Origin of the sequence: Pseudomonas sihuiensis, from assembly GCF_900106015.1 — a bacterium.
Lineage (GTDB): Bacteria > Pseudomonadota > Gammaproteobacteria > Pseudomonadales > Pseudomonadaceae > Aquipseudomonas > Aquipseudomonas sihuiensis.
Map to the genome: position 1 here is coordinate 777,843 of NZ_LT629797.1, position 22,529 is coordinate 800,371.

The 22,529-nt window shown below is 52.4% G+C and carries 19 protein-coding genes; 18 read left to right on the top strand and 1 reads right to left on the bottom strand.

Annotated features, from left to right (window positions below):
• Positions 1–77: 77 nt before the first annotated feature.
• From BLT86_RS03785 to rpsA, 5 genes are all read left to right on the top strand, one after another.
• A complete protein-coding gene (locus tag BLT86_RS03785; protein ID WP_075746986.1) occupies positions 78–449 on the top strand; it encodes an endonuclease domain-containing protein in 372 nt (123 codons plus the stop codon).
• Between the two features lie 260 nt (positions 450–709).
• Entirely contained in the window at positions 710–1,819 is a 1,110-nt protein-coding gene (hisC, locus tag BLT86_RS03790) for a histidinol-phosphate transaminase (protein WP_092374745.1), read from the top strand.
• A complete protein-coding gene (locus tag BLT86_RS03795; RefSeq protein ID WP_092374749.1) occupies positions 1,816–4,056 on the top strand; it encodes a bifunctional prephenate dehydrogenase/3-phosphoshikimate 1-carboxyvinyltransferase in 2,241 nt (746 codons plus the stop codon). Before hisC ends, BLT86_RS03795 begins: the two co-directional genes overlap by 4 nt.
• Positions 4,053–4,718 (top strand): (d)CMP kinase, encoded by a 666-nt coding sequence (cmk, locus tag BLT86_RS03800; RefSeq protein WP_059391703.1) that lies wholly within the window; start codon positions 4,053–4,055, stop codon positions 4,716–4,718. The genes BLT86_RS03795 and cmk overlap by 4 nt, the downstream gene beginning before the upstream one ends.
• A 149-nt stretch (positions 4,719–4,867) precedes the next feature.
• Positions 4,868–6,550, top strand: a complete 1,683-nt coding sequence (gene rpsA, locus BLT86_RS03805) for a 30S ribosomal protein S1 (protein ID WP_074674983.1) — start codon at positions 4,868–4,870, stop codon at positions 6,548–6,550.
• 386 nt (positions 6,551–6,936) lie between these two features.
• Here rpsA and BLT86_RS03810 read toward each other — a convergent pair whose 3' ends face one another.
• Complete coding sequence (locus BLT86_RS03810) at positions 6,937–7,380, bottom strand: REP-associated tyrosine transposase (RefSeq protein ID WP_092374752.1); 444 nt, start codon at positions 7,378–7,380, stop codon at positions 6,937–6,939.
• A gap of 319 nt (positions 7,381–7,699) precedes the next feature.
• Here BLT86_RS03810 and ihfB point away from each other — a divergent pair, with 319 nt between their 5' ends.
• The 13 genes from ihfB (at position 7,700) to fcl (ending at position 22,470) form a co-directional block, all read left to right on the top strand.
• Complete coding sequence (gene ihfB / locus BLT86_RS03815; RefSeq protein WP_003243558.1) at positions 7,700–7,984, top strand: integration host factor subunit beta; 285 nt, start codon at positions 7,700–7,702, stop codon at positions 7,982–7,984.
• A gap of 229 nt (positions 7,985–8,213) precedes the next feature.
• Positions 8,214–9,707, top strand: a complete 1,494-nt coding sequence (locus BLT86_RS03820; RefSeq protein WP_197676093.1) for an MBL fold metallo-hydrolase RNA specificity domain-containing protein — start codon at positions 8,214–8,216, stop codon at positions 9,705–9,707.
• Positions 9,708–9,837: 130 nt separating this feature from the next.
• Positions 9,838–11,286: a mannose-1-phosphate guanylyltransferase/mannose-6-phosphate isomerase gene (locus tag BLT86_RS03825; protein WP_092374758.1), complete on the top strand. Its 1,449-nt coding sequence runs from the start codon at positions 9,838–9,840 to the stop codon at positions 11,284–11,286.
• Positions 11,283–12,449 carry a nucleotide sugar dehydrogenase gene (locus BLT86_RS03830; RefSeq protein WP_092374761.1) on the top strand — a complete coding sequence of 389 codons (1,167 nt, stop codon included), beginning with the start codon at positions 11,283–11,285 and terminating at the stop codon, positions 12,447–12,449. The genes BLT86_RS03825 and BLT86_RS03830 overlap by 4 nt, the downstream gene beginning before the upstream one ends.
• Positions 12,450–12,551: 102 nt before the next feature.
• Entirely contained in the window at positions 12,552–13,919 is a 1,368-nt protein-coding gene (locus tag BLT86_RS03835; RefSeq protein ID WP_092374764.1) for a phosphohexomutase domain-containing protein, read from the top strand.
• Positions 13,920–13,921: 2 nt separating this feature from the next.
• Complete coding sequence (locus BLT86_RS03840) at positions 13,922–15,229, top strand: flippase (protein ID WP_092374767.1); 1,308 nt, start codon at positions 13,922–13,924, stop codon at positions 15,227–15,229.
• Positions 15,226–16,122: a glycosyltransferase family 2 protein gene (locus BLT86_RS03845; protein WP_092374770.1), complete on the top strand. Its 897-nt coding sequence runs from the start codon at positions 15,226–15,228 to the stop codon at positions 16,120–16,122. The genes BLT86_RS03840 and BLT86_RS03845 overlap by 4 nt, the downstream gene beginning before the upstream one ends.
• 13 nt (positions 16,123–16,135) lie before the next feature.
• Entirely contained in the window at positions 16,136–17,302 is a 1,167-nt protein-coding gene (locus BLT86_RS03850; RefSeq protein WP_092374773.1) for a nucleotide sugar dehydrogenase, read from the top strand.
• A gap of 3 nt (positions 17,303–17,305) precedes the next feature.
• Positions 17,306–18,175, top strand: a complete 870-nt coding sequence (locus BLT86_RS03855; RefSeq protein ID WP_092374776.1) for an NAD-dependent epimerase/dehydratase family protein — start codon at positions 17,306–17,308, stop codon at positions 18,173–18,175.
• Positions 18,175–19,134 carry a nucleotide-diphospho-sugar transferase gene (locus tag BLT86_RS03860; protein ID WP_092374779.1) on the top strand — a complete coding sequence of 320 codons (960 nt, stop codon included), beginning with the start codon at positions 18,175–18,177 and terminating at the stop codon, positions 19,132–19,134. Before BLT86_RS03855 ends, BLT86_RS03860 begins: the two co-directional genes overlap by 1 nt.
• Positions 19,131–20,375, top strand: coding sequence for a glycosyltransferase family 4 protein (locus tag BLT86_RS03865; RefSeq protein ID WP_092374782.1), 1,245 nt, complete (start codon positions 19,131–19,133; stop codon positions 20,373–20,375). Before BLT86_RS03860 ends, BLT86_RS03865 begins: the two co-directional genes overlap by 4 nt.
• Positions 20,372–21,490 (top strand): GDP-mannose 4,6-dehydratase, encoded by a 1,119-nt coding sequence (gene gmd / locus BLT86_RS03870; RefSeq protein WP_092374785.1) that lies wholly within the window; start codon positions 20,372–20,374, stop codon positions 21,488–21,490. Before BLT86_RS03865 ends, gmd begins: the two co-directional genes overlap by 4 nt.
• A gap of 2 nt (positions 21,491–21,492) precedes the next feature.
• The gene (fcl, locus tag BLT86_RS03875; RefSeq protein ID WP_092374788.1) at positions 21,493–22,470 is read left to right on the top strand and encodes a GDP-L-fucose synthase; all 978 of its coding nucleotides are present in this window, start codon (positions 21,493–21,495) and stop codon (positions 22,468–22,470) included.
• The last annotated feature ends 59 nt before the right edge of the window (positions 22,471–22,529 follow it).

Consider the following 22,529-nt stretch of genomic DNA (forward strand, 5'->3'; position numbering starts at 1 on the left):
GCTTGTCTCCCCTCTCCCTCCGGGAGAGGGGCTGGGGGTGAGGGTAGGGGTTATCACAATTTAAAGAGAGGGCAAGGATGCCGCCTAAGCACAGACCGCTTCCTGCATGGCATAAGCAGCGTGCGCGGGAATTGCGCACTACGGCAACCGATGCCGAGGTTCGTCTGTGGTATTGCCTGCGCTCGGGGCGGCTGGGCGGTTTGAAGTTTCGTCGGCAGCATCCGTTGCCGCCTTATATCCTCGACTTCTACTGTGAGGCGGCGAAATTGGCGGTGGAGTTGGACGGTTCGCAGCACGGTGGTGAAGACGACGCTGCAAGAACGTTGGATTTAGAGCATGAAGGCATCATGGTGCTGCGCTTTTGGAATGATCAGGCCTTGAAGGAAACCGAGGCTGTGTTGCAGGAAATTTATCGGGTGGCTAGCGAGCGAATTGCTTCTGATCGCTGAAAGCCCCCTCACCCCCAGCCCCTCTCCCGGAGGGCGAGGGGAGCAGAAGTGCACACGCCTCGGGCTTGGTTGCATGCTGGTAAAATCCGTTCTCCTGCCGTTGGGCGGGCTTTAGGGGCGGATATTGGGGTGGGCATAAGGCTAGCGGATAGAGCTTGGATGTGATGGCTGCCGCCGAACGGTTCCCCTCTCCCCTTGGGAGAGGGGCTAGGGGTGAGGGCTGTGCGTGTCGCGAGCAATTGGATTGAAGAGGTTTGCAAATGAGCTGTGATTTCCTAGCCCTGGCCCAGCCAGGCGTGCAAAAACTGTCCCCCTACGTACCAGGCAAGCCAGTCGACGAGTTGGCTCGTGAGCTGGGGCTCGATCCGGCCGGTATCGTCAAGCTGGCCAGCAACGAGAATCCGCTTGGCCCCAGTGACAAGGTGCTGGCAGCGATTCGTGCTGAACTGGACGAACTGACCCGCTACCCGGATGGCAATGGCTTCACCCTCAAGACCGCTCTGGCTGCCCGTTACGGCGTCGACGCCGCGCAGGTGACGTTGGGCAATGGCTCCAACGACATCCTCGAACTGGTTGCCCGTGCCTACCTGGCGCCCGGCCTCAATGCCGTGTTCAGCGACTACGCCTTCGCGGTTTACCCCATCGCCACCCAGGCAGTCGGCGCGCAGGGCAAGATCGTGCCGGCCAAGGATTACGCTCACGACCTGCAGGCGATGCTTGCCGCCATCGATGACAACACCCGCGTCGTCTTCATTGCCAACCCCAACAACCCGACCGGTACCTGGTTCGGCCCGGATGCGCTGGAAGCCTTCCTGGCCCAGGTGCCGGAATCGGTGCTGGTGGTGTTGGACGAAGCCTATATCGAGTACGCCGAAGGCGACGAGCTGCCAGACGGTCTGGATTATCTGGCGCGCTATCCGAACCTGCTGGTCTCGCGTACCTTCTCCAAGGCCTACGGCCTGGCTTCGTTGCGTGTCGGCTACGCCATCAGCTCGCCGGCCATCGCCGATGTGCTCAACCGCGTGCGTCAGCCGTTCAACGTCAACAGCCTCGCGCTGGCCGCCGCCTGCGCCGCGCTGGCCGATGCCGATTACCTGTCCGAGAGCCGTCGCTTGAACGATGCCGGGATGCAGCAGCTGGAAGAGGGCTTGCGTGCCCTGGGTCTGAGCTGGATTGCCTCCAGGGCCAACTTCATCGCCGTCGATTTTGGCCGCGACACCGCCGCGATCAACCAGGCGCTGCTGCGTGAAGGGGTGATCGTGCGGCCGATGGCCGGTTACCGCATGCCGAATTTCCTGCGCGTCTCCATCGGTTTGCCGAGAGAGAACGCACGCTTCCTCGAGGCGCTGGCCAAGGTGCTGTCGGCGTGACTGTCACTGCAGTGCAATCCAATGCCCCTAAGATCGGCCGCCTGGTGGTGGTCGGCCTCGGTCTGATCGGTGGCTCCTTCGCCAAGGGCCTGCGTGAGCGTGGTCTGTGCCGGGAGGTGGTGGGGGTCGATCTGGATGCCGAATCGCGTCGTCTGGCGGTACAGCTGGGCGTTGTCGATCGTTGCGAGAGCGACCTTGCTGCCGCCTGTCAGGGGGCCGATGTCATCCAGCTGGCAGTGCCTATCCTGGCCATGGAGAAGGTGCTTGCTCAGCTGGCCGCGCTGGATCTCGGCAATGCCGTGCTGACCGACGTCGGTAGCGCCAAGGGGAATGTCGTGCGTGCGGCACGTCTGGCATTTTCCGGCAAGGCTGTGCGTCTGGTGCCCGGCCATCCCATTGCAGGGTCCGAGCAGAGCGGGGTGGAGGCGGCCAACGCCGAGCTGTTCCGGCGCCACAAGGTCATCCTGACGCCCTGCGAGCACAGCGATGAGGCCGCTCTGGCACTTGTCGAAGGGCTGTGGCGCGAGCTGGGGGCGGATGTCGAGGCGATGGAGGTCGAACATCACGACCAGGTGCTTGCCGCCACCAGTCATCTGCCGCACCTGCTGGCCTTTACCCTGGTCGACTCGCTGGCCAAGCGCAGCGAGAACCTGGAAATTTTCCGCTACGCCGCTGGCGGTTTCCGCGACTTCACGCGGATCGCCGGCAGTGATCCGGTGATGTGGCACGATATCTTCCTCGCCAATCGCGAGGCCGTGCTGCGCACACTGGATACGTTTCGCGACGACCTCGACGCCTTGCGCGATGCGGTCGACGCCGGGGATGGGCATCAACTGCTGGGCGTGTTCACCCGCGCCCGCGTGGCCCGCGAACATTTCAGCAAAATTCTGGCCCGCAGGGCCTATGTGGACGCTATGCACTCGACCGATCTGATTTTCCTGGCAAAACCTGGTAGCTCGCTGGCTGGACGTATCCGCGTACCCGGTGACAAATCCATCTCGCACCGTTCGATCATGCTGGGTTCGCTGGCCGAAGGCACCACCGAGGTCGAAGGCTTCCTCGAGGGTGAAGACGCCCTGGCCACGCTGCAGGCATTCCGCGACATGGGCGTGGTCATCGAAGGCCCGCACCACGGCCGCGTGACCATCCATGGCGTTGGTCTGCATGGCCTGAAAGCACCGGCCGGCCCGCTGTACATGGGTAACTCCGGTACCTCCATGCGCCTGCTCTCCGGCTTGCTGGCCGCGCAGCCGTTCGACACCACGCTGACCGGTGATGCTTCGCTGTCCAAGCGCCCGATGAATCGCGTGGCTAAGCCGCTGCGTGAAATGGGGGCGGTGATCGAGACCGGCCCGGAAGGCCGTCCGCCACTGACCATCAAGGGCGGTCAGCGCCTGACCGGCATGGCCTACGATATGCCCATGGCCAGCGCCCAGGTCAAGTCCTGCCTGCTGCTGGCCGGCTTGTACGCCGCTGGCAACACCTCGGTTACCGAGCCGGCGCCGACCCGTGATCACACCGAGCGCATGCTGCGCGGCTTCGGCTACCCGGTCAGCGTCGAGGGCAGCACTGCCAGCGTCGAGTCCGGCCACAAGCTGACCGCCACGCGCATCGAAGTACCGGCGGATATTTCCTCGGCGGCGTTCTTCCTGGTCGCTGCCAGCATCGCCGAAGGCTCCGAACTGGTGCTGGAACACGTCGGCATCAACCCGACCCGCACTGGCGTGATCGACATTCTCAAACTGATGGGCGGCGACATCACCCTGGAAAACCAGCGTGAAGTCGGCGGCGAGCCAGTGGCGGACATTCGTGTGCGTGCGGCCAAGCTCAAAGGCATCGATATTCCGGAAGACTTGGTGCCGCTGGCCATTGATGAATTCCCGGTGCTGTTCGTTGCCGCCGCCTGTGCCGAAGGCCGTACCGTGCTGCGCGGTGCCGAAGAGCTGCGGGTAAAAGAGTCCGATCGTATCCAGGTCATGGCTGACGGCCTGATCGCCCTGGGTGTGAAGGCCGAGCCGACCCCGGATGGCATCATCATCGAAGGCGGTAGCATCGGCGGTGGCGAAGTCTGGGCGCATGGTGACCACCGCATTGCCATGTCCTTCAGCGTCGCCTCGCTGCGCGCCACTGCGCCGATCCGCATTCATGACTGTGCCAACGTCGCCACGTCCTTCCCCAACTTCCTGGCCTTGTCGGCTGAAGTCGGCATCAACGTGGCTGTAGAGGGCAAGGCATGAATGCCCCGGTAATCACCGTCGACGGGCCGAGCGGCTCGGGCAAGGGCACGCTGTGCGCCTTGCTGGCCAAGCAGCTGGGCTGGAATCTGCTTGACTCCGGTGCGCTCTATCGCCTGCTGGCCTTCGCTGCCGGCAACCACGGTATCGATCTGACCAACGAAGAGTCGCTCAAGCAGCTGGCCGCACATCTGGATGTGCAGTTCATCGACAAGCGCATCATCCTTGAAGGCGAGGAGGTGACCGACGCCATCCGTAACGAGCAGATAGGGGCGGGCGCTTCCATGGTCGCCTCGCTGCCTGCCGTACGCGAAGCGCTGCTGCAGCGTCAGCGCGCGTTTCAGGAGATGCCAGGCCTGGTGGCAGATGGTCGCGACATGGGCACCGTGGTATTCGCCGACGCGCCGCTGAAGATTTTCCTGACGGCCAGCGCCGAGGAACGTGCGCGTCGCCGCTACTTGCAGTTGAAGGCCAAGGGTGATGATGTTAATCTTGCGAGTCTTCTCGACGAGATACGGGCGCGCGACGAGCGCGATACCCAGCGCGCGGTGGCTCCGCTGAAGCCGGCAGCCGACGCAATCGTGCTGGATTCAACCGAACTATCCATCGAGCAGGTGCTTGAACGAATTCTGAGCGAGGTCGCTGATCGCGATCTGGCCGGTTAAGGGTTCTCGATTGCCTTAAATCGCTGAATCCGCCAGGAGGCATGCGGGAGACCAGTCCTAGTCCCGTAGGCCTCTTTTCACATGAACGAACCCACATTGTCTGGAGTGTGGTTTGGGCGAATCCCCGCCCTTGATCAACAGGAATCAACATGAGCGAAAGCTTTGCAGAACTATTTGAAGAAAGCCTGAAATCCCTCGACATGCAGCCGGGCGCCATCATCACCGGTATCGTGGTCGACATCGACGGTGACTGGGTTACCGTTCACGCAGGTCTGAAGTCCGAGGGCGTCATCCCGCTCGACCAGTTCTTCAACGAACAAGGCGAGCTGACCATCAAGGTCGGTGACGAAGTCCACGTCGCGCTGGACGCGGTTGAAGATGGCTTCGGTGAAACCAAGCTGTCCCGCGAGAAAGCCAAGCGCGCTGAATCCTGGCTGGTTCTGGAAGCTGCGTTCAACGCTGAAGAAGTGGTCAAGGGCGTTATCAACGGTAAGGTCAAAGGCGGCTTCACCGTTGACGTCAACGGCATCCGCGCGTTCCTGCCGGGTTCCCTGGTTGACGTCCGTCCGGTGCGTGATACCACTCACCTGGAAGGCAAAGAGCTGGAATTCAAGGTCATCAAACTGGACCAGAAGCGCAACAACGTTGTCGTTTCCCGTCGCAGCGTCCTGGAAGCCGAGAACAGCGCCGAGCGCGAAGCTCTGCTGGAATCCCTGCAGGAAGGCCAGCAAGTCAAAGGTATCGTCAAGAACCTCACCGACTACGGTGCGTTCGTTGACCTGGGCGGCGTAGATGGCCTGCTGCACATCACCGACATGGCTTGGAAACGCATCAAGCACCCGTCCGAGATCGTCAACGTTGGCGACGAGATCGACGTCAAGGTTCTGAAGTACGATCGCGAGCGTAACCGCGTATCCCTGGGCCTGAAGCAACTGGGCGAAGACCCATGGGTTGCCATCAAGGCTCGTTACCCGGAAAACACCCGCGTTGTTGCTCGTGTCACCAACCTCACCGACTACGGCTGCTTCGCCGAGCTGGAAGAGGGCGTGGAAGGCCTGGTGCACGTTTCCGAAATGGACTGGACCAACAAGAACATCCACCCGTCGAAAGTCGTTAACGTCGGCGACGAAGTCGAAGTCATGGTTCTGGACATCGACGAAGAGCGTCGTCGTATCTCCCTGGGTATCAAGCAGTGCAAGACCAACCCGTGGGAAGACTTCTCCGGTCAGTTCAACAAGGGTGACAAGATCTCCGGCACCATCAAGTCGATCACCGATTTCGGTATCTTCATTGGTCTGGACGGTGGCATCGACGGCCTGGTTCACCTGTCCGACATCTCCTGGAACGAAGCCGGCGAAGAAGCCGTGCGTCGCTTCAAGAAGGGCGACGAGCTGGAGACCGTCATCCTGTCGGTTGACCCGGAGCGCGAGCGCATCTCCCTGGGCATCAAGCAACTGGAAGACGATCCGTTCAGCAACTACGTCTCCATCAACGACAAGGGCACCATCGTCCGTGGCGTTGTGAAAGAAGTAGACGCCAAGGGCGCCATCATCGACCTGGGCAACGAGATCGAAGCTACCCTGAAAGCCTCCGAAATCAGCCGTGACCGCGTTGAAGACGCGCGCAACGTCCTGAAGGAAGGCGACGAAGTAGAAGCCAAGATCATCAGCGTCGACCGCAAGTCCCGTGTCATCAGCCTGTCCGTCAAGTCGAAAGACGTTGAAGACGAGAAAGACGCGATGAAGGAACTGCGTAGCAAGCAAGACGTTGAGAACACCGGCCCGACCACCATTGGTGATCTGCTCCGTGCTCAAATGGAAAAACAGAACTAAGTTCGGTTAATCCATCCAGGAAAAGGGCGGCCCTCGGGCCGCCCTTTTTCGTTCATGCATCCCAAAAACGACGCTGCCCTGTAGGAGCTGCGTCCCGCGGCGAATGGCGGCCATCCAGCAATACCGACCCCATACCCAAAAGCTTCGCCCCGAGGCGGGGCTCCTACGCGAATACGCCAGTCGACGCTCCCTCTGTAGGAGCTGCGCCCCGCAGCGAATAGCGGCCATCCAGCAATACTGAGCTCATACCCAAAAGCTTCGCCCCGAGGCGGGGCTCCTACGCGAATGCGCCAGTCGACACTCTCTCTGTAGGAGCTGCGCCCCGCAGCGAATGGCAGCCATCCAGCAATACCGAACCAATACCTAAAAGCTTCGCCCGGCCGCCCTCATATCCACACTGCATCCCAATGCGGATAGTCACCGACCCGCTCCACAAGTCCGGCTCTTAAAGGATTTGCCACCACATATCTCGCCACACTCCGAACATCCTCCTCCCGGCGCAACGCATGATCATGGAATCCCTTTTGCCATATCGGCCTACCCAGGCGCTTGGCGGAAATGGATTTGACCCTGCCCACCAAGCGGGTCAGGTCCTCATTCTGTAGTTGCAAAAGCCAGTGCAGATGATCAGGCATCACGACAAAGCAGAGCGTTTGGTGCGATCCCCGCAGTTCATCTTGGCGAATGACTTGTATGAGCGTGCGCGCCGCTGAGAAATCAGCAAAGACAGGGGTGCGGCCGTTGGTTACGGTAGTGACAAGATAGATTTGCCCGCTACTGGACCAGCGTCCATCCCGAAGCTTATGCGCGGCGTAGCGTTTCTCAGTCATCGGATTCCCTTCCGTTAGCGTTCTCCAGTTCAGCTTAGCCGAGCCAGAGTCAAAGAAAGCTTCACCCCGAGGCGGGGGCTCCCACACCAAACCGCAAAACAACACCCCCCTGTAGGAGCCGCGCCCCGCGGCGAATGGCAATCATCCCGCAATACGGGCCAGCTTCGCCTCAAGCTAGATCTCCTATACAAAGCCCCTGTTATCACAACTAACCGCAAAACTCGCTAACACCTTGTTTTTTTGGGCTGTTCAAAAGCTGACCCGCGTGCTACAACCGAACCGTCGAGTCTTCTAGCCGCTTGAAAAAGAAGGGAAAACCATGACCAAGTCGGAGTTGATCGAAAGAATTGTCACTCATCAGGGTCAGCTGTCCTCCAAGGATGTTGAGTTGGCCATCAAGACCATGCTGGAGCAAATGTCCCAGGCATTGGCCACGGGGGATCGCATCGAAATTCGCGGCTTTGGCAGCTTCTCGCTGCACTACCGCGCACCGCGTGTGGGACGTAACCCGAAAACCGGTCAGTCGGTACGTCTGGACGGCAAGTTCGTGCCGCATTTCAAGCCAGGCAAGGAGTTGCGCGACCGGGTCAACGAGGACGAGTGACTGCGCTTTGTCCTTCTTGCTGGAGCAAGTCTCCTGATTAGGCGGTCGTCTGGCGTCACACTTTTGTCATGCTTGCGAAATCATGGAAAACCGGCAAAATGTGCGGGCTTTCACAAGGCGCGCCCTTGCCAGATTTCCAGCTAGTTCAGTTAATTACCATTCTCTGAACTGTCATCCGCACTACTGGGCTGAGTCCCTTTAAATTTTGCCAGCGTTAAGGGATTGACTCGTGCGGTACCCCTCCATTGTTCATCACGGCGCCGTAACAGGTGTGACTGGCTCATGCCATCAGCTACAGATGGATGATGAGCACGCGCTGCTGATCGACTGCGGCCTCTTTCAAGGCGCTGAAACTTCCCCTGAAGGCCGTGCAGGCGCAGACAAGCTCGCAATCGACTTCTCTCTGGACGGCATCAAGGCTCTGGTTGCGACTCATGTCCATATCGACCACGTGGGCCGCATACCCTACCTCCTTGCAGCCGGCTTCAAAGGCCCGATTCTCTGCAGTGAGCCATCAGCAAAGCTGCTACCTATCGTTCTCGAAGATGCCTTCAAGCTTGGTTTTAGTCGCGATCAGAAACAAGTCGAGCGTTACCTCAAGCTAATCGAGCAGCGCATCGTCGTTTTGCCCTACAAGCAGTGGTTCACCCTGATCGACACGAAGCAGCTCAACGCTCGCATTCGTCTACAGCGCGCTGGCCACATCCTCGGCTCGGCCTATGTTGAAGTGGATCTACACTACCCCGAGACGGGTGAGAAGAAGCGCATAGTGTTCTCCGGCGACCTGGGGGCGCCCCATGCGCCAATCCTCCCGGCGCCTAAAGCCCCATATAAAGCCGATGTTCTGGTCATCGAAAGCACCTATGGTGATCGCCTCCACGAGGATCGTCGCAGTCGTCGTGCGCGTCTTGAGAAGGTGCTCGAGCATGCGTTGAGCAATCAAGGCACGGTTCTGATTCCGGCCTTCAGCATTGGTCGCACTCAGGAGCTGCTCTACGAGCTGGAAGACATCATTCATCGCAGAGCGCTGAAAGAGTTAGCGAAGGCTCAGTCGAGTGCTTCCGGGCCGAACACCGATAAAGCGCCAGCCCTCGACTGGGCAAGTTTGCCGATCATCCTCGACTCTCCGTTGGCCAGCCGCTTCACTTCGGTTTATCGCGAGCTTGACCAGTTTTGGGATGCAGAGGCGAGGGCGCGTTTGGCCAAGGGCCGTAACCCACTGGCTTTCCGTAACCTGCTAACGGTCGATAGCCACCAGGCCCATCTGGCCATGGTCAATCGCCTGGTTCAAACCGCTCAGCCGGCTATCGTTATTGCTGGCAACGGCATGTGCTCCAGTGGGCGCATCGTCAACTACCTCAAGGCCATGCTGGGCGATGAGCGGCATGATGTGCTCTTTGTCGGCTACCAGGCTGAAGGTACGCCCGGGAGACAGATCCAGCGCTTTGGCCCGCGTAGTGGCTATGTGGAATTTGACGGGCAGCGCTATGACATTCGGGCTCAGGTGCATACCATAGGCGGTTATTCAGCTCATGCCGATCAGTTAGGGCTGGTAAGGTTTGTCACCCGCATGAGCGCGTGGCCAAATGAAATTCGTCTGGTGCATGGCGACAAGCCAGCTAGACGTGCTTTGGCTGATGCATTGCGAGAACGCTATGTTGACCAGAGCAGTGATGTGAACATCCTGTTGCCGGGCATTGATGAGGAGACAGGGATGGGGTGAGCCGTTGCCATTCCTTTGCGGAGACGCCCAGTAAATCTTAGGCTTTTTCGCTCTATCTAGAGTTTGGTTGGGCCGGAAAACCGGCCGGCCATTGCCTTGATCAGTACCCACCACACAGGTTCAATGTTTCATGACGTCAACTAACCCTATTCAACCAGTAGTACTGTGCGGCGGATCAGGTACGCGACTGTGGCCGTTATCGCGGTCAGGCTTTCCAAAGCAGTTCCTTTGCTTGGTAGGCAATGACAGCTTGTTCCAGCAGTCCATAAAGCGCCTTCTGGGTGGCGGTGAGTCGAGTGGGGCCCCTTCTTTGCCTTACATCGTTTGCAATGAAGAACACCGCTTTTTGGCACAAGAGCAACTCAGGGAGCTTGGGGTCGACAACGCGACATTCCTGCTCGAGCCGGTAGGGCGTAATACCGCACCAGCGCTCACCCTAGCTGCCTTGGCTGCGTGCGATTCAGGAGCGGATCCAGTCCTTGTGGTCACTCCGGCGGATCAAGCTATCACGGACGACGACGCCTTCCGCATTGCGATGCAGCGGGCGGTTGAGTCTGCGCTTGAGGGCAACATCGTCATCCTCGGTATTACCCCTGACATGCCTGAAACCGGCTATGGCTATATCAAGGTGGTTTCTAACAACGAGACGGTTGCAACTGTCGAGCGCTTTGTAGAGAAGCCCGACCGGGATACTGCTCAGGCCTACCTGGAAGAGGGCGGTTACTACTGGAATGCAGGCTTATTCGTACTCAAGGCGTCGGTATGGTTAGCGGCCCTAGAGAGCTTTCGACCCGATATTCTTCAGGCTGCCTTGACGAGCTGGATGGGCAAGCGAATCGATGGCGCTTTCATTCGACCCGATAAAGAGGCTTTTACGGCGATCCCTAGCGAATCGATCGATTACGCCGTCATGGAGAAGTGCCCAGGAAGTCCCTTACCCATCAAGATGCTACCGCTGGATGCTGGCTGGAGTGACCTGGGTGCCTGGGATGCCGTATGGAGTGTGTCGCCCAAAGACGATGAAGGTAATGCCCTTCACGGAGATGTGCTGATAACCGAAAGCAGTAATTCGCTTGTACATGCAAGCAGCCGCCTTGTAGCACTGGCCGGTGTTGAGAACCTTGTGGTGATTGAAACAGCAGATGCTGTGCTTGTTGCAGACAGAAGCCGCTGCCAAGACGTTAAGCAGATTGTCAGCCTGCTTAACCAGCAGTCTCGCGAGGAGCACACCCTTCACCGCAAGGTACACCGTCCGTGGGGCTGGTATGACAGTATCGATGAGGGTGGACGCTTCAAGGTCAAGCGTATACAGGTCAACCCCAAAGCGAGCCTGAGCCTTCAGAAACACCACCATCGAGCCGAGCACTGGATCGTAGTGCAGGGGACAGCAGAAATTACGAGGGGTAGTGAAACACTGCTGCTCAGCGAGAACCAGAGTACCTATATCCCTCTTGGTGAAGTTCACCGCCTAGCTAATCCTGGCAGCATCCCGTTGGAAATCATCGAAGTACAGTCTGGCAGCTACTTAGGTGAGGACGACATCGTTCGTTTTGACGACCAGTACGGGAGAAGTCATTGAAAATCGCCATCGCAGGTCTTGGTTACGTTGGCCTGGCCAATGCTGTTTTGCTGGCACAGCACAACGAAGTCGTGGCAGTGGATCTTGTCCCTGAAAAAATTGATCTGCTGAACCGCCGCCAGTCTCCCATTGAAGATGCTGAAATTCAGGCGTTTCTGGATAACAAATCACTCAATTTTCGCGCAACTCTGAACAAGCACGAAGTGTATCAGGGGGCTGACTTTGTCATCATCGCCACGCCGACGGATTACGACCCTAAGAGCAACTACTTCAACACCCGCAGCGTAGAAGCCGTTATAAAAGACGTAATGGCCATCAACCCCAATGCCGTGATGGTGATTAAATCGACCGTGCCGGTAGGCTACACCCAGCGCATTAAAGAAGAACTGGGCTGCAACAACCTCATGTTCTCGCCCGAATTCCTGCGTGAAGGCAAAGCCCTGTACGACAACCTGCACCCCTCCCGCATTATTGTGGGCGAACGCAGCCAGCGTGCCGAAACCTTCGCCAACCTGCTGAAACAAGGGGCCGTAAAACAAGACATACCGGTACTCTTTACCGACAGCACCGAAGCCGAAGCGGTAAAACTGTTCAGCAACACCTATTTGGCCATGCGCGTAGCCTACTTCAACGAACTGGACACCTACGCCGAAACCCACGGATTAGACACCAAACAAATTATTGAAGGGGTAGGGCTGGACCCACGCATCGGCAGCCACTACAACAACCCCAGCTTTGGTTATGGCGGCTACTGCCTGCCAAATGATACCAAGCAACTGCTGGCCAACTTCGACAACGTACCCAATAACCTGATTCGTGCCATTGTCGATGCCAACACCACCCGCAAAGACTTTATTGCTGAATCCATTCTGCGCCGTAACCCCAAAGTCGTGGGCATATACCGGCTGGTGATGAAAAGCGGCTCAGACAACTTCCGTGCATCGGCCATACAGGGTGTGATTAAGCGCATCAAAGCCAAAGGCATAGAAGTAGTGGTGTACGAACCCGTACTGCAAGAAGAACGCTTCTTCAATTCACGGGTAATTAACAATTTAACGGAATTTAAACAGCTTGCAGACGTTATTGTGGCAAACCGCCCATCGGCCGAGCTGGAAGACGTAGCCAACAAGGTATACACCCGCGACCTGTTTGGCAGTGATTAAACAGCACCGCGCAGCGCTCAACCCGGAACGCCTAACGGATCTATTGTAGGAGCGACATTTTTGTCGCGATCAGCGCTTAGTAGAAGTTAAACAAGGACACCCATGACCCTCACCTGTTTCAAAGCCTACGACATTCGTGGCCGCCTGGGCGAAGAACTCAACGAACAAATCGCCTACCGTATTGGCCGGGCCTACGCCCAATACCTGAATGCCAAAAAGGTTGTTGTTGGGGGTGATGTACGTGCAACCAGCGAATCACTCAAACAAGCATTGGCCCAAGGCATTTTGGATGCTGGTTGTGACGTTATTGATTTAGGCATGACCGGCACCGAAGAAATCTACTTTGCTGCCTTTCATCTGGATGTAGATGGTGGTATCGAAGTAACCGCCAGCCACAACCCCATCGACTTTAACGGCATGAAACTGGTAAAGCGGGGCGCACAACCCATCAGTGGCGATACTGGGCTTAACGACATCAAAGCTTTGGCTGAAAGCCAGGCATTCACCCCGGCAGCCCGGCAGGGCCAAAAAACACAGCAAAACCTGCGCACTGCGTATGTTCAGCATTTGCTGGGGTACATTTGCCCTGCCAACATCAAACCATTAACCGTGGTAGTAAACGCGGGTAACGGTGCCGCAGGCCCGGCGCTGGATGCCATAGAAGCTGAACTGCAACAAAAAGGCGTACCCATAACCTTTATTAAGGTTCACCACACGCCAGACCCAACTTTCCCCAATGGCATTCCCAATCCATTGTTGGAAGAAAATCGGGCAGCAACAGCAAACGCCGTTATAGAACACAACGCCGATATGGGCATTGCCTGGGATGGCGACTTCGACCGCTGCTTCCTGTTCGACGAACAAGGCGGTTTTATCGAAGGCTATTACATTGTTGGCTTATTGGCCGAAGCCTTCCTGAAAAAACATCCAGGCGAAAAAATTATCCACGACCCCCGTTTAATCTGGAACACCATCGATATTTGCCAGCAAAACGGCGGGCAGGCCATTCAAAGTAAAACGGGCCACGCCTTTATCAAAGAGCGGATGCGTAAAGAAAACGCCATTTACGGCGGGGAAATGAGCGCACATCACTACTTCCGTGATTTTGCCTACTGTGACAGCGGCATGATTCCATGGTTATTAGTTGCTGAACTGATCAGCTTAGCCGGTAAGTCTTTATCGAAACTGGTAAGCGAACGCCAGCAAGCTTACCCATGCAGCGGTGAAATCAACTTTAAAGTAGCGGATGTAAAAGCCTGCATTCATGCTGTAATAAATTACTATGTCAGCCAAAATCCAACAATCGATGAAACCGATGGTGTGAGTATGGACTTTGGCAATTGGCGAATGAATATTCGTGGTTCCAATACAGAGCCTCTGCTAAGGCTGAATATTGAAACCAAAGCCGATTCAGCACTGGTACAACAACAGCTGCAAGCAATAACAGCACTGCTACAGCAGGTTGCCTAAACATGGCGATTATCAATAAAATAAAAGGTCTGGTTCAGCATCAGGGGTTCAGGCGGTATGCCGCCAATACATCCTGGATGATGGCCGAACAAATGCTGCGAATTATTGCAGGTCTGCTGGTAGGTATCTGGGTTGCACGCTACCTTGGGCCACAGCAGTTTGGTTTGATTAGCTATGTGCTAGCTTTTACCGCCATCTTCGGTGGTATTGCCAAGCTGGGGCTGGATGGCATTCTGGTGCGCGAACTCGTCAACCACCCCGAAAAACGCGACACCTACCTTGGCACCGCCTTTTGGCTCAAAATCCTCGGCGCGTTTATCGTCATGGGCGTAATGGCCGCCATTGTGCCCTTTACCAGTAACGACGCCACCACCAACCTGTTTATCTTTATCATCGCCGCAGGCCTGGTATTCCAAAGCTTTGAAGTGGTCGAGTTTTACTTTCAATCGCAAGTGTTCGCCAAAATCGTCTCCATTTGCAAAGTCATTCAACTCGCGCTGTCGTCGATCATCAAAATCTACCTCGTGCTCACCGAAGCTGAATTGATTTGGTTTGTGCTGGTCACCGCATTCGATGCACTCAGCCTTGCGGTCAGCTACTTTATCGCCTACCAACTGCGAAAAAATCCGGCCTTCTACAAACACTTTGATCTCAGCATCGCCAAACAATTGCTCAAAGACTCGTGGCCGTTGATATTCTCAGCCATCGTTGTGTCAATCTATATGCGCATCGACCAGATTATGATCAAAGAAATGCTCGGAGAATACGAAGTCGGAATCTATTCAGCAGCGGTGCGTTTAAGTGAAGCCTTTTACTTTATCCCTGTGCTCATTACGACTTCACTGTTCCCTGCGATTTTGAATGCTAAAAATCAAAGTGATGAACTCTACAAAGAACGCCTGCAACGGCTTTACACCTTTATGATTTGGATGGCAATCGCGATTGCCTTTCTTATGACTTTCTTAAGCGACTGGGTTGTTTTGCTGCTTTTCGGGCAAGCCTACCAAGAAGCCAGCCATGTTCTTGTGTTGCACATATGGGGTATTTTATTTGTCAGCATTGCAATTGTAAAAGGAAAGTGGCAAATGTCTGAAAATTTAACCAAACACCATTTTATAGGTGCTTTGGTTAGTGCGATTTCAAATGTAATCTTGAATTTTTTTATGATTCCTTTGTGGGGTGTGGTTGGTGCTGCGTTATCAACTGTAGTATCGCAGTTTATTGCTGGATACCTGATAAATTACTTTTTTGTAGAGTTGCGAGGCCAGTCTGGTTTTGTTCATAGGGCTCTTGTTGGAGTGGTTAAATGAAAGCTTCTGTTTTGATAAATAACTTTAATTATGCAAAATACATTAAGCAGTGTGTTCAATCTGTTTTAAATCAAAGCTATCAAGACTTTGAGATTATATTTGTAGATGACGGCTCAACTGATGATAGTTTGGAAGTTGTTAGTGAAATTAAGGATGTAAGGATAAATATCTTAAAAAAAAATAATGGAGGACAGTTGTCTGCATTTAATGCTGCAGTAATTAAGGCCACTGGTTCTGTTTTGTTTTTTTTGGACTCAGATGATATGTATGATTCGCACTATCTGGAAGAGGCTATAAATTTTTACAAATCAAATCTTGATTGTGATTTTTTGTATGTAGGGAAGAGATTTTTTGGTGCGAAAGAAGGAGTGTTTTCATCTGGGGAAACGCGCACAGATGGTTATACATATTATAGTTCGTTATACAAGAGAAAGTGGTATGGTTCAGTTACTTCGGCAGTTTCTGTAAAGAGAGATGTTTTATTAAAGCTGTTTCCACTTGAGTCAATTGAGTCGGACTGGGTAACACGCGCTGATGATTGTTTGGTCTGGGGGTCATCTTTAATAGGTGCAAAAAAATACTATTTAGATAAACCTTTGGTGATGTACAGGGTTCATGATTCAAATAATTTTCATGGTAAAAAATTTGATGCTAGCTATTGCTGGAAACGAGAGATAAGTATTGCAAGATTTTTTAATTTGGTCGCTTACAAGTCAGGATTTGGAGAGACTCCGAGTTTGTTTTTGATGGAATTCTTTTCTAAAGAAAAGACAGCAAACAGATTTTTTTATTATTTTTATATTTTAATAAAAGCTCGTTTGCCCGTGGGAAGCAAACTTGCAATCCTGTTGAAAATGATTTTAAAAAAAAATATGAGTTTTACTAATTGTTAGTTATGGGGCGATAATGAAAATAGCAGTAGCAGGTACAGGTTATGTCGGTCTTTCCATGGCAGTTTTACTGTCCCAGAACAACCCAGTTGTTGCTTTGGATTTGATTCCAGAAAAAATTGATCTGATCAATGCAGGCAAATCACCTATTCACGATGCCGAGATTGAAGGTTTTTTGCAGAGCAAGTCTTTAAACCTTACAGCAACCCTAGATAAGCATAAAGCTTATGAGGGTGCAGAGTTTGTTATTATCGCCACCCCAACAGATTACGATCCTGAAAGTCACTACTTCAATACTCGCTCAATCGAAGCAGTGATTCAGGATGTTTTATCGATCAACCCTAATGCGGTGATGGTGATTAAATCCACTATACCTGTAGGTTATGTCAACCAGGTGAGAGCAAAATTTGGTATTGATAACATTATATTCTCGCCGGAGTTCTTGCGGGAAGGTAAAGCACTCTACGACAATCTCTACCCGTCCCGAATTATTGTTGGTGAACGCTCTGCACGTGCTGAAAAGTTTGCGGGTTTATTGGTAGAGGGGGCTATTAAAAAGGATATGCCTGTACTTTATACAGACAGCACAGAAGCAGAAGCCATCAAGCTGTTTGCCAATACCTACCTGGCGATGCGCGTGGCCTACTTCAATGAACTGGACTCCTATGCAGAAGTGAACAACCTGGATACCCGGCAGATTATTGAAGGAATGTCATTAGATCCGCGTATCGGCAATCACTACAACAACCCATCATTCGGTTATGGTGGTTATTGTCTACCCAAAGACACCAAACAACTCTTAGCCAATTTTGATCAGGTTCCGCAGAAAATCATCGAGGCTATCGTGCTGGCGAATGATACCCGTATGGATTTCATTACCCACCAGATTCTGGAGCGTCACCCTCAGAAGGTAGGTGTGTACCGGCTGATCATGAAGGCAGGTTCCGACAACTTCAGAGCATCAGCCATTCAGGGTGTTATGCACCGTTTACAGGGCAAGGGCGTTGAACTGGTGATCTATGAACCGGAACTGGTTGAGGAACTTTTCCATGATGCTCAAGTCATCAAGGATTTCGATGCCTTTGTGCACCAGGCCGACGTCATCATCGCCAACCGTATGGATGAAAGCCTGCTAGCGCATCAGCATAAAGTATACAGCCGCGATCTTTTTGGTAAGGACTGAACAATGACGAATAAAATTCTGGTTACCGGCGGTGCAGGTTTTGTGGGTAGCCACCTGTGTGAGCGACTGGCTCAAGACCCAAGCAACCAGGTAGTGTCGCTGGATAATTACTTTACAGGCAGTGAGACCAATCACGTTCCTGGTGTCACCTATATTCGTGGGTCTACAGCACAAATTGATGAGCTGATTGACTTCACTCCTGACTACATCTACCACCTGGGGGAGTATTCACGGGTAGAGCAGAGCTTTGACGATATCGAGAAAGTCTGGGAGTACAACAAGCAGGGTATTTTTGCCGTACTGCAGTTTTGTAGAAAAACAAGTGCCAAGCTGATTTATGCCGGTAGCAGCACCAAGTTTGGAGATGGTGGTCTGGGTAGAAGCCAAAGCCCCTATGCCTGGACAAAAGCCAGCAATACAGAACTGGTCGAAAACTACGGCGCCTGGTTCAATATTCCTTACGCCATTGTTTATTTCTACAACGTTTACGGCAAACGCGAAATCGCAAAAGGTAAATACGCCACTTTGATTGCTATTTTTACCGAAAAAATGAAGGCAAACGAGAGTCTTACCATCGTTAGCCCCGGCACACAAAAGCGCAACTTCACCCACGTGGATGACATCGTCGATGGTTTGGTGATGGTCGGTGAGAATGGTTATGGTGATGAGTTTGGCATTGGTAGCCCTGAGTCTTTCACCATCCTTGAAGTGGCTGAGCTATTCGGTGGCAAGATCGAAATGCTGCCAGAGCGTAAAGGCAATCGTATGACTGCGGACGTAGTCACAGACAAGACACAGGCATTAGGCTGGTCACCCAAAAGAAAACTGGCAGACTACATTTCACATTTGAAAGAAAACAACTGGATTAAATAATGTCAACTCCCCAGCCGTTTACACCGCCGCATCCACTCAATACCGCTGTGCTTTTTCTGGTATTCAATCGCTTGGACACCACTAAACAAGTCTTTGAAGCGATTCGCCAAGCCAAAACACCCAGGCTCTACATAGCAGCAGACGGTGCCAGAGAAACAAAAGAAGGCGAAGCTGAAAAAGTACAGGCTGTACGTGACTATGTCATGGAAAACATCGACTGGGACTGTGAAGTAAAAACACTTTTCAGAGAAAAAAACCTCGGCTGTAAATATGCAGTGAGTGGTGCGATCACCTGGTTCTTTGAGAATGAAGAGCAAGGAATCATTCTGGAAGATGACTGCCTGCCCAGCCAAAGTTTCTTTTGGTACTGTGAAGAGTTGTTAAATAAATATAAAAATGACGAAACTGTTTATCTGATTTCTGGTGATGCTCGTGGACCTGAATCTTTTGGTATGAAAGAAGACTATGGTTTCTGCAAGTACCCAATGATTTGGGGGTGGGCTTCATGGGCAAGAGTATGGCAAAACTATGATCCAGAAATAAGTGACTGGCCAAAGGTTAGAGATACACTGCCTGCTTCAATTTCTACTTATAAGCCAACAGTCAGATTCTGGAAAAGTACTTTTGAGCAGTTGTACAGGAAAGAGATCGACACTTGGGATTTTCAGTTTACTTATTTATTATTGAAGAATGGTGGTAAATGTATTGTTCCAAAGATTAATTTAATTTCTAATGTTGGATTTGGTGCTGATGCCACTCATACGTTTAGCCCTGAGTCTGAAGCTGCTAACCGTATGAGATTTGAGATAAAAATTCCTCTAGAGCATCAACCGAGTATTTTTTCTGAAGAAATGATAAACAATTTTTATGATAGAAGTGAGTTTTCATCAAAATCATTTGTTGTTCGTATCATAAATAAACTCTCGCGATTGATTGTTGGTAGGAATTTAATTCAGTGAAAGTACTTATTGTAAACACTTCCGATATTGAAGGCGGCGCGGCGCGGGCGGCATATCGGTTGCATAAGGCTTTATTGACGAAAGGCGTCGATAGTCAAATGCTGGTGCAGTCGAAATCTTCGGATGATTTTACCGTACTTGGCCCACAAACCAAGTTTCAAAAGGCGATGGGTAAACTGCGACCAACTTTGGATTCAATTCCGGTTCGACGTTATCCCGAACGCACTAAAACCCTGTTTAGCCCGAGTTGGGTGCCGTTTGCAGGCTTGGTGGATAAAATTAATGCGCTAAATCCCGATGTGGTGCATTTGCATTGGATTGCCGGTGGCATGATGCGCATTGAAGACATTGCAAGGATTAGAGCACCCGTTGTGTGGAGCTTACATGATATGTGGGCGTTCACTGGTGGTTGCCACTATGATGAAGAATGTGGAAAATTCAAAAACTCTTGTGGTTCTTGTCCTGTGCTTGCTTCTGCAAAGGAAAATGATTTAAGTAGTAAGGTTTTACAGCGCAAACAGGTAAGCTTTAAGCAACACACCAATCTTACAATCGTTGGATTAAGCAACTGGTTGGCTAAAGAGGCCAAAAGCAGTACCTTATTTAAGAATACATCAGTCGTAAACTTACCCAATCCTATTGATATGTCATCTTTCGCACCATTTTGTAAACAACAAGCCCGTACTTTGTTTAAATTACCGGGTGATAAAAAGTTGGTTCTGTTCGGTGCGATGGGTGCAACCAGTGATCCGCGTAAAGGTTTTAAAGAGCTCGCACAGGCGTTAGACCATTTGCCTGCAGAGTATGAATTAGTGGTATTTGGTTCAAGTGAACCCGAAATATCTCAAGGATTTAAGCAAAAAAGCCACTATATAGGGCATCTGCACGACGATGTCAGCTTGCGTGTGTTATATAGCGCAGCGGATGTGATGGTGGTGCCTAGTTTGCAGGAAGCATTTGGTCAAACTGCTTCTGAATCTATGGCTTGTGGTACGCCGGTGGTGGCCTTTGGAGCAACGGGTTTATTGGATATTGTCGATCACCAACAAACTGGCTATCTCGCCGAGCCTTTCAATACCCAAGACCTCGCTAATGGCATTAACTGGGTTTTGCAACATCAGTCGCCTGACAAGCTAGCTGACAATGCCCGCCAAAAAGTTTTAGAAAATTTCGAAAGCTCGTTGGTAGCTTCGAAATACATTGATTTATATCGTGAAGTATTAAGCAAGGAAAAGGAATGAAAAAAGCACTTATTACTGGTGTAACCGGTCAGGATGGTTCTTACCTGGCAGAGTTCCTGCTGGAAAAGGGTTACCAGGTTCATGGTATTAAGCGTCGTGCATCGTTGTTTAATACACAGCGGGTAGACCATATTTACCAGGATCCGCATGTTGATAATCAGAATTTTATTCTGCACTACGGTGATTTAACCGACTCTTCTAACCTCACCCGTATTTTGCAGGAAGTGCAGCCCGACGAAGTGTACAACCTGGGTGCACAGTCGCACGTAGCGGTTTCGTTTGAATCACCAGAATACACCGCCGATGTCGATGCTATGGGTACGCTGCGCATTCTGGAAGCCATTCGTTTGTTGGGCCTGGAAAAGAAAACCAAGTTTTACCAGGCCTCTACGTCAGAACTTTATGGTTTGGTGCAGGAAGTTCCGCAAAAAGAAACCACGCCTTTCTATCCGCGCTCACCCTATGCGGTGGCAAAACTGTACGCCTATTGGATTACCGTAAACTACCGTGAAGCCTATGGCATGTATGCCTGTAACGGCATCTTGTTCAACCACGAATCCCCGCGTCGTGGTGAAACCTTTGTTACCCGTAAAATTACCCGTGGCTTGGCAAACATTGCTCAGGGTTTAGAGCAATGCTTGTTTATGGGCAACATGGATGCACTGCGTGACTGGGGCCATGCCAAAGATTACGTGCGTATGCAATGGATGATGCTGCAGCAAGAGCAACCCGAAGATTTTGTTATTGCCACCGGGGTGCAGTATTCCGTACGCCAGTTTATTGAATGGTCCGCCAAAGAGCTTGGCATTACTCTTCGTTTTGAAGGCAAAGGTGTCGATGAAGTAGCAGTTATTACTGCCATTGAGGGCGATAAAGCACCGGCCTTGAAAGTAGGTGACACTATTGTACGGGTAGACCCGCGCTATTTCCGTCCGGCAGAAGTAGAAACCCTGTTAGGTGATCCAAGCAACGCCAAAGCCAAACTGGGTTGGGTACCGGAAATTACAGTACAAGAGATGTGCGCTGAAATGGTGTGTGAAGATCTGAAGATTGCTCAACGTCATGCACTGCTGAGGCAGCATGGTCATGACGTGCTGGTATCGGTGGAGAACTGAGCGTGGCGCGTGATCTGAACCAAGCAATTTTCGTCGCGGGTCACCGAGGGATGGTTGGCTCAGCGATTGTCCGTCGCCTCAAGGCATTGGGGTATCAAAATATTCTCACCGCTGCTCGTGATGAGTTAAACCTGCTGGATCAGGTAGAGGTACAGCGTTACTTTCAAGGTAATCATATTGATCAGGTATATCTAGCTGCTGCTCGGGTTGGCGGTATACATGCAAACAGTACCTATCCGGCAGACTTTATTTACGAAAACCTGATGGTTGAAGCGAACATTATTCAGGCTGCACATATGAATGGTGTGCAGAAGCTATTGTTCTTGGGCTCCTCCTGTATATATCCCAAACATGCGCCACAGCCGATGAAAGAAGAGGCGCTATTGACTGGCGGATTAGAACCGACCAATGAGCCTTATGCAATTGCCAAGATCGCAGGCATCAAGCTGTGTGAAAGCTATAACCGACAACATGGACGAGACTATCGGAGTGTGATGCCCACCAATCTCTATGGGCAGAACGACAACTTTCATCCGGAAAACAGCCATGTTATTCCAGCAATGATGCAGCGTTTTCATGAGGCTAAGCTTGCTAATGCCAGGGAGGTCGTGGTTTGGGGGAGTGGAAAACCGATGCGCGAGTTTCTGCATGTCGATGATATGGCTGCCGCCAGTGTATATGTTATGGACCTAGATGATTCAACCTACAGTAAAAATATTCAGCCAATGCTTTCCCATATAAACGTAGGTACCGGAGTTGATTGCACGATCTGTGATTTGGCAGAAACTATGAAGCGTGTTGTAGGCTTTGAGGGAAAGTTGGTTTTTGACACCAGCAAGCCCGATGGTACGCCACGTAAATTAATGGATGTTTCTCGCCTTAGGGCTCTTGGTTGGCAGGCAGCTATCAGTTTGGAGACAGGGCTTGCCAATACGTATGCATGGTTTTTGCAGAATGTGGCTGACCTTCGAGTGAAGTGAGCCTTTAAATTCTCAGCATTTAAGGGTTTGATGTTGTGTTGTTCTGTTGCTAATTAAAG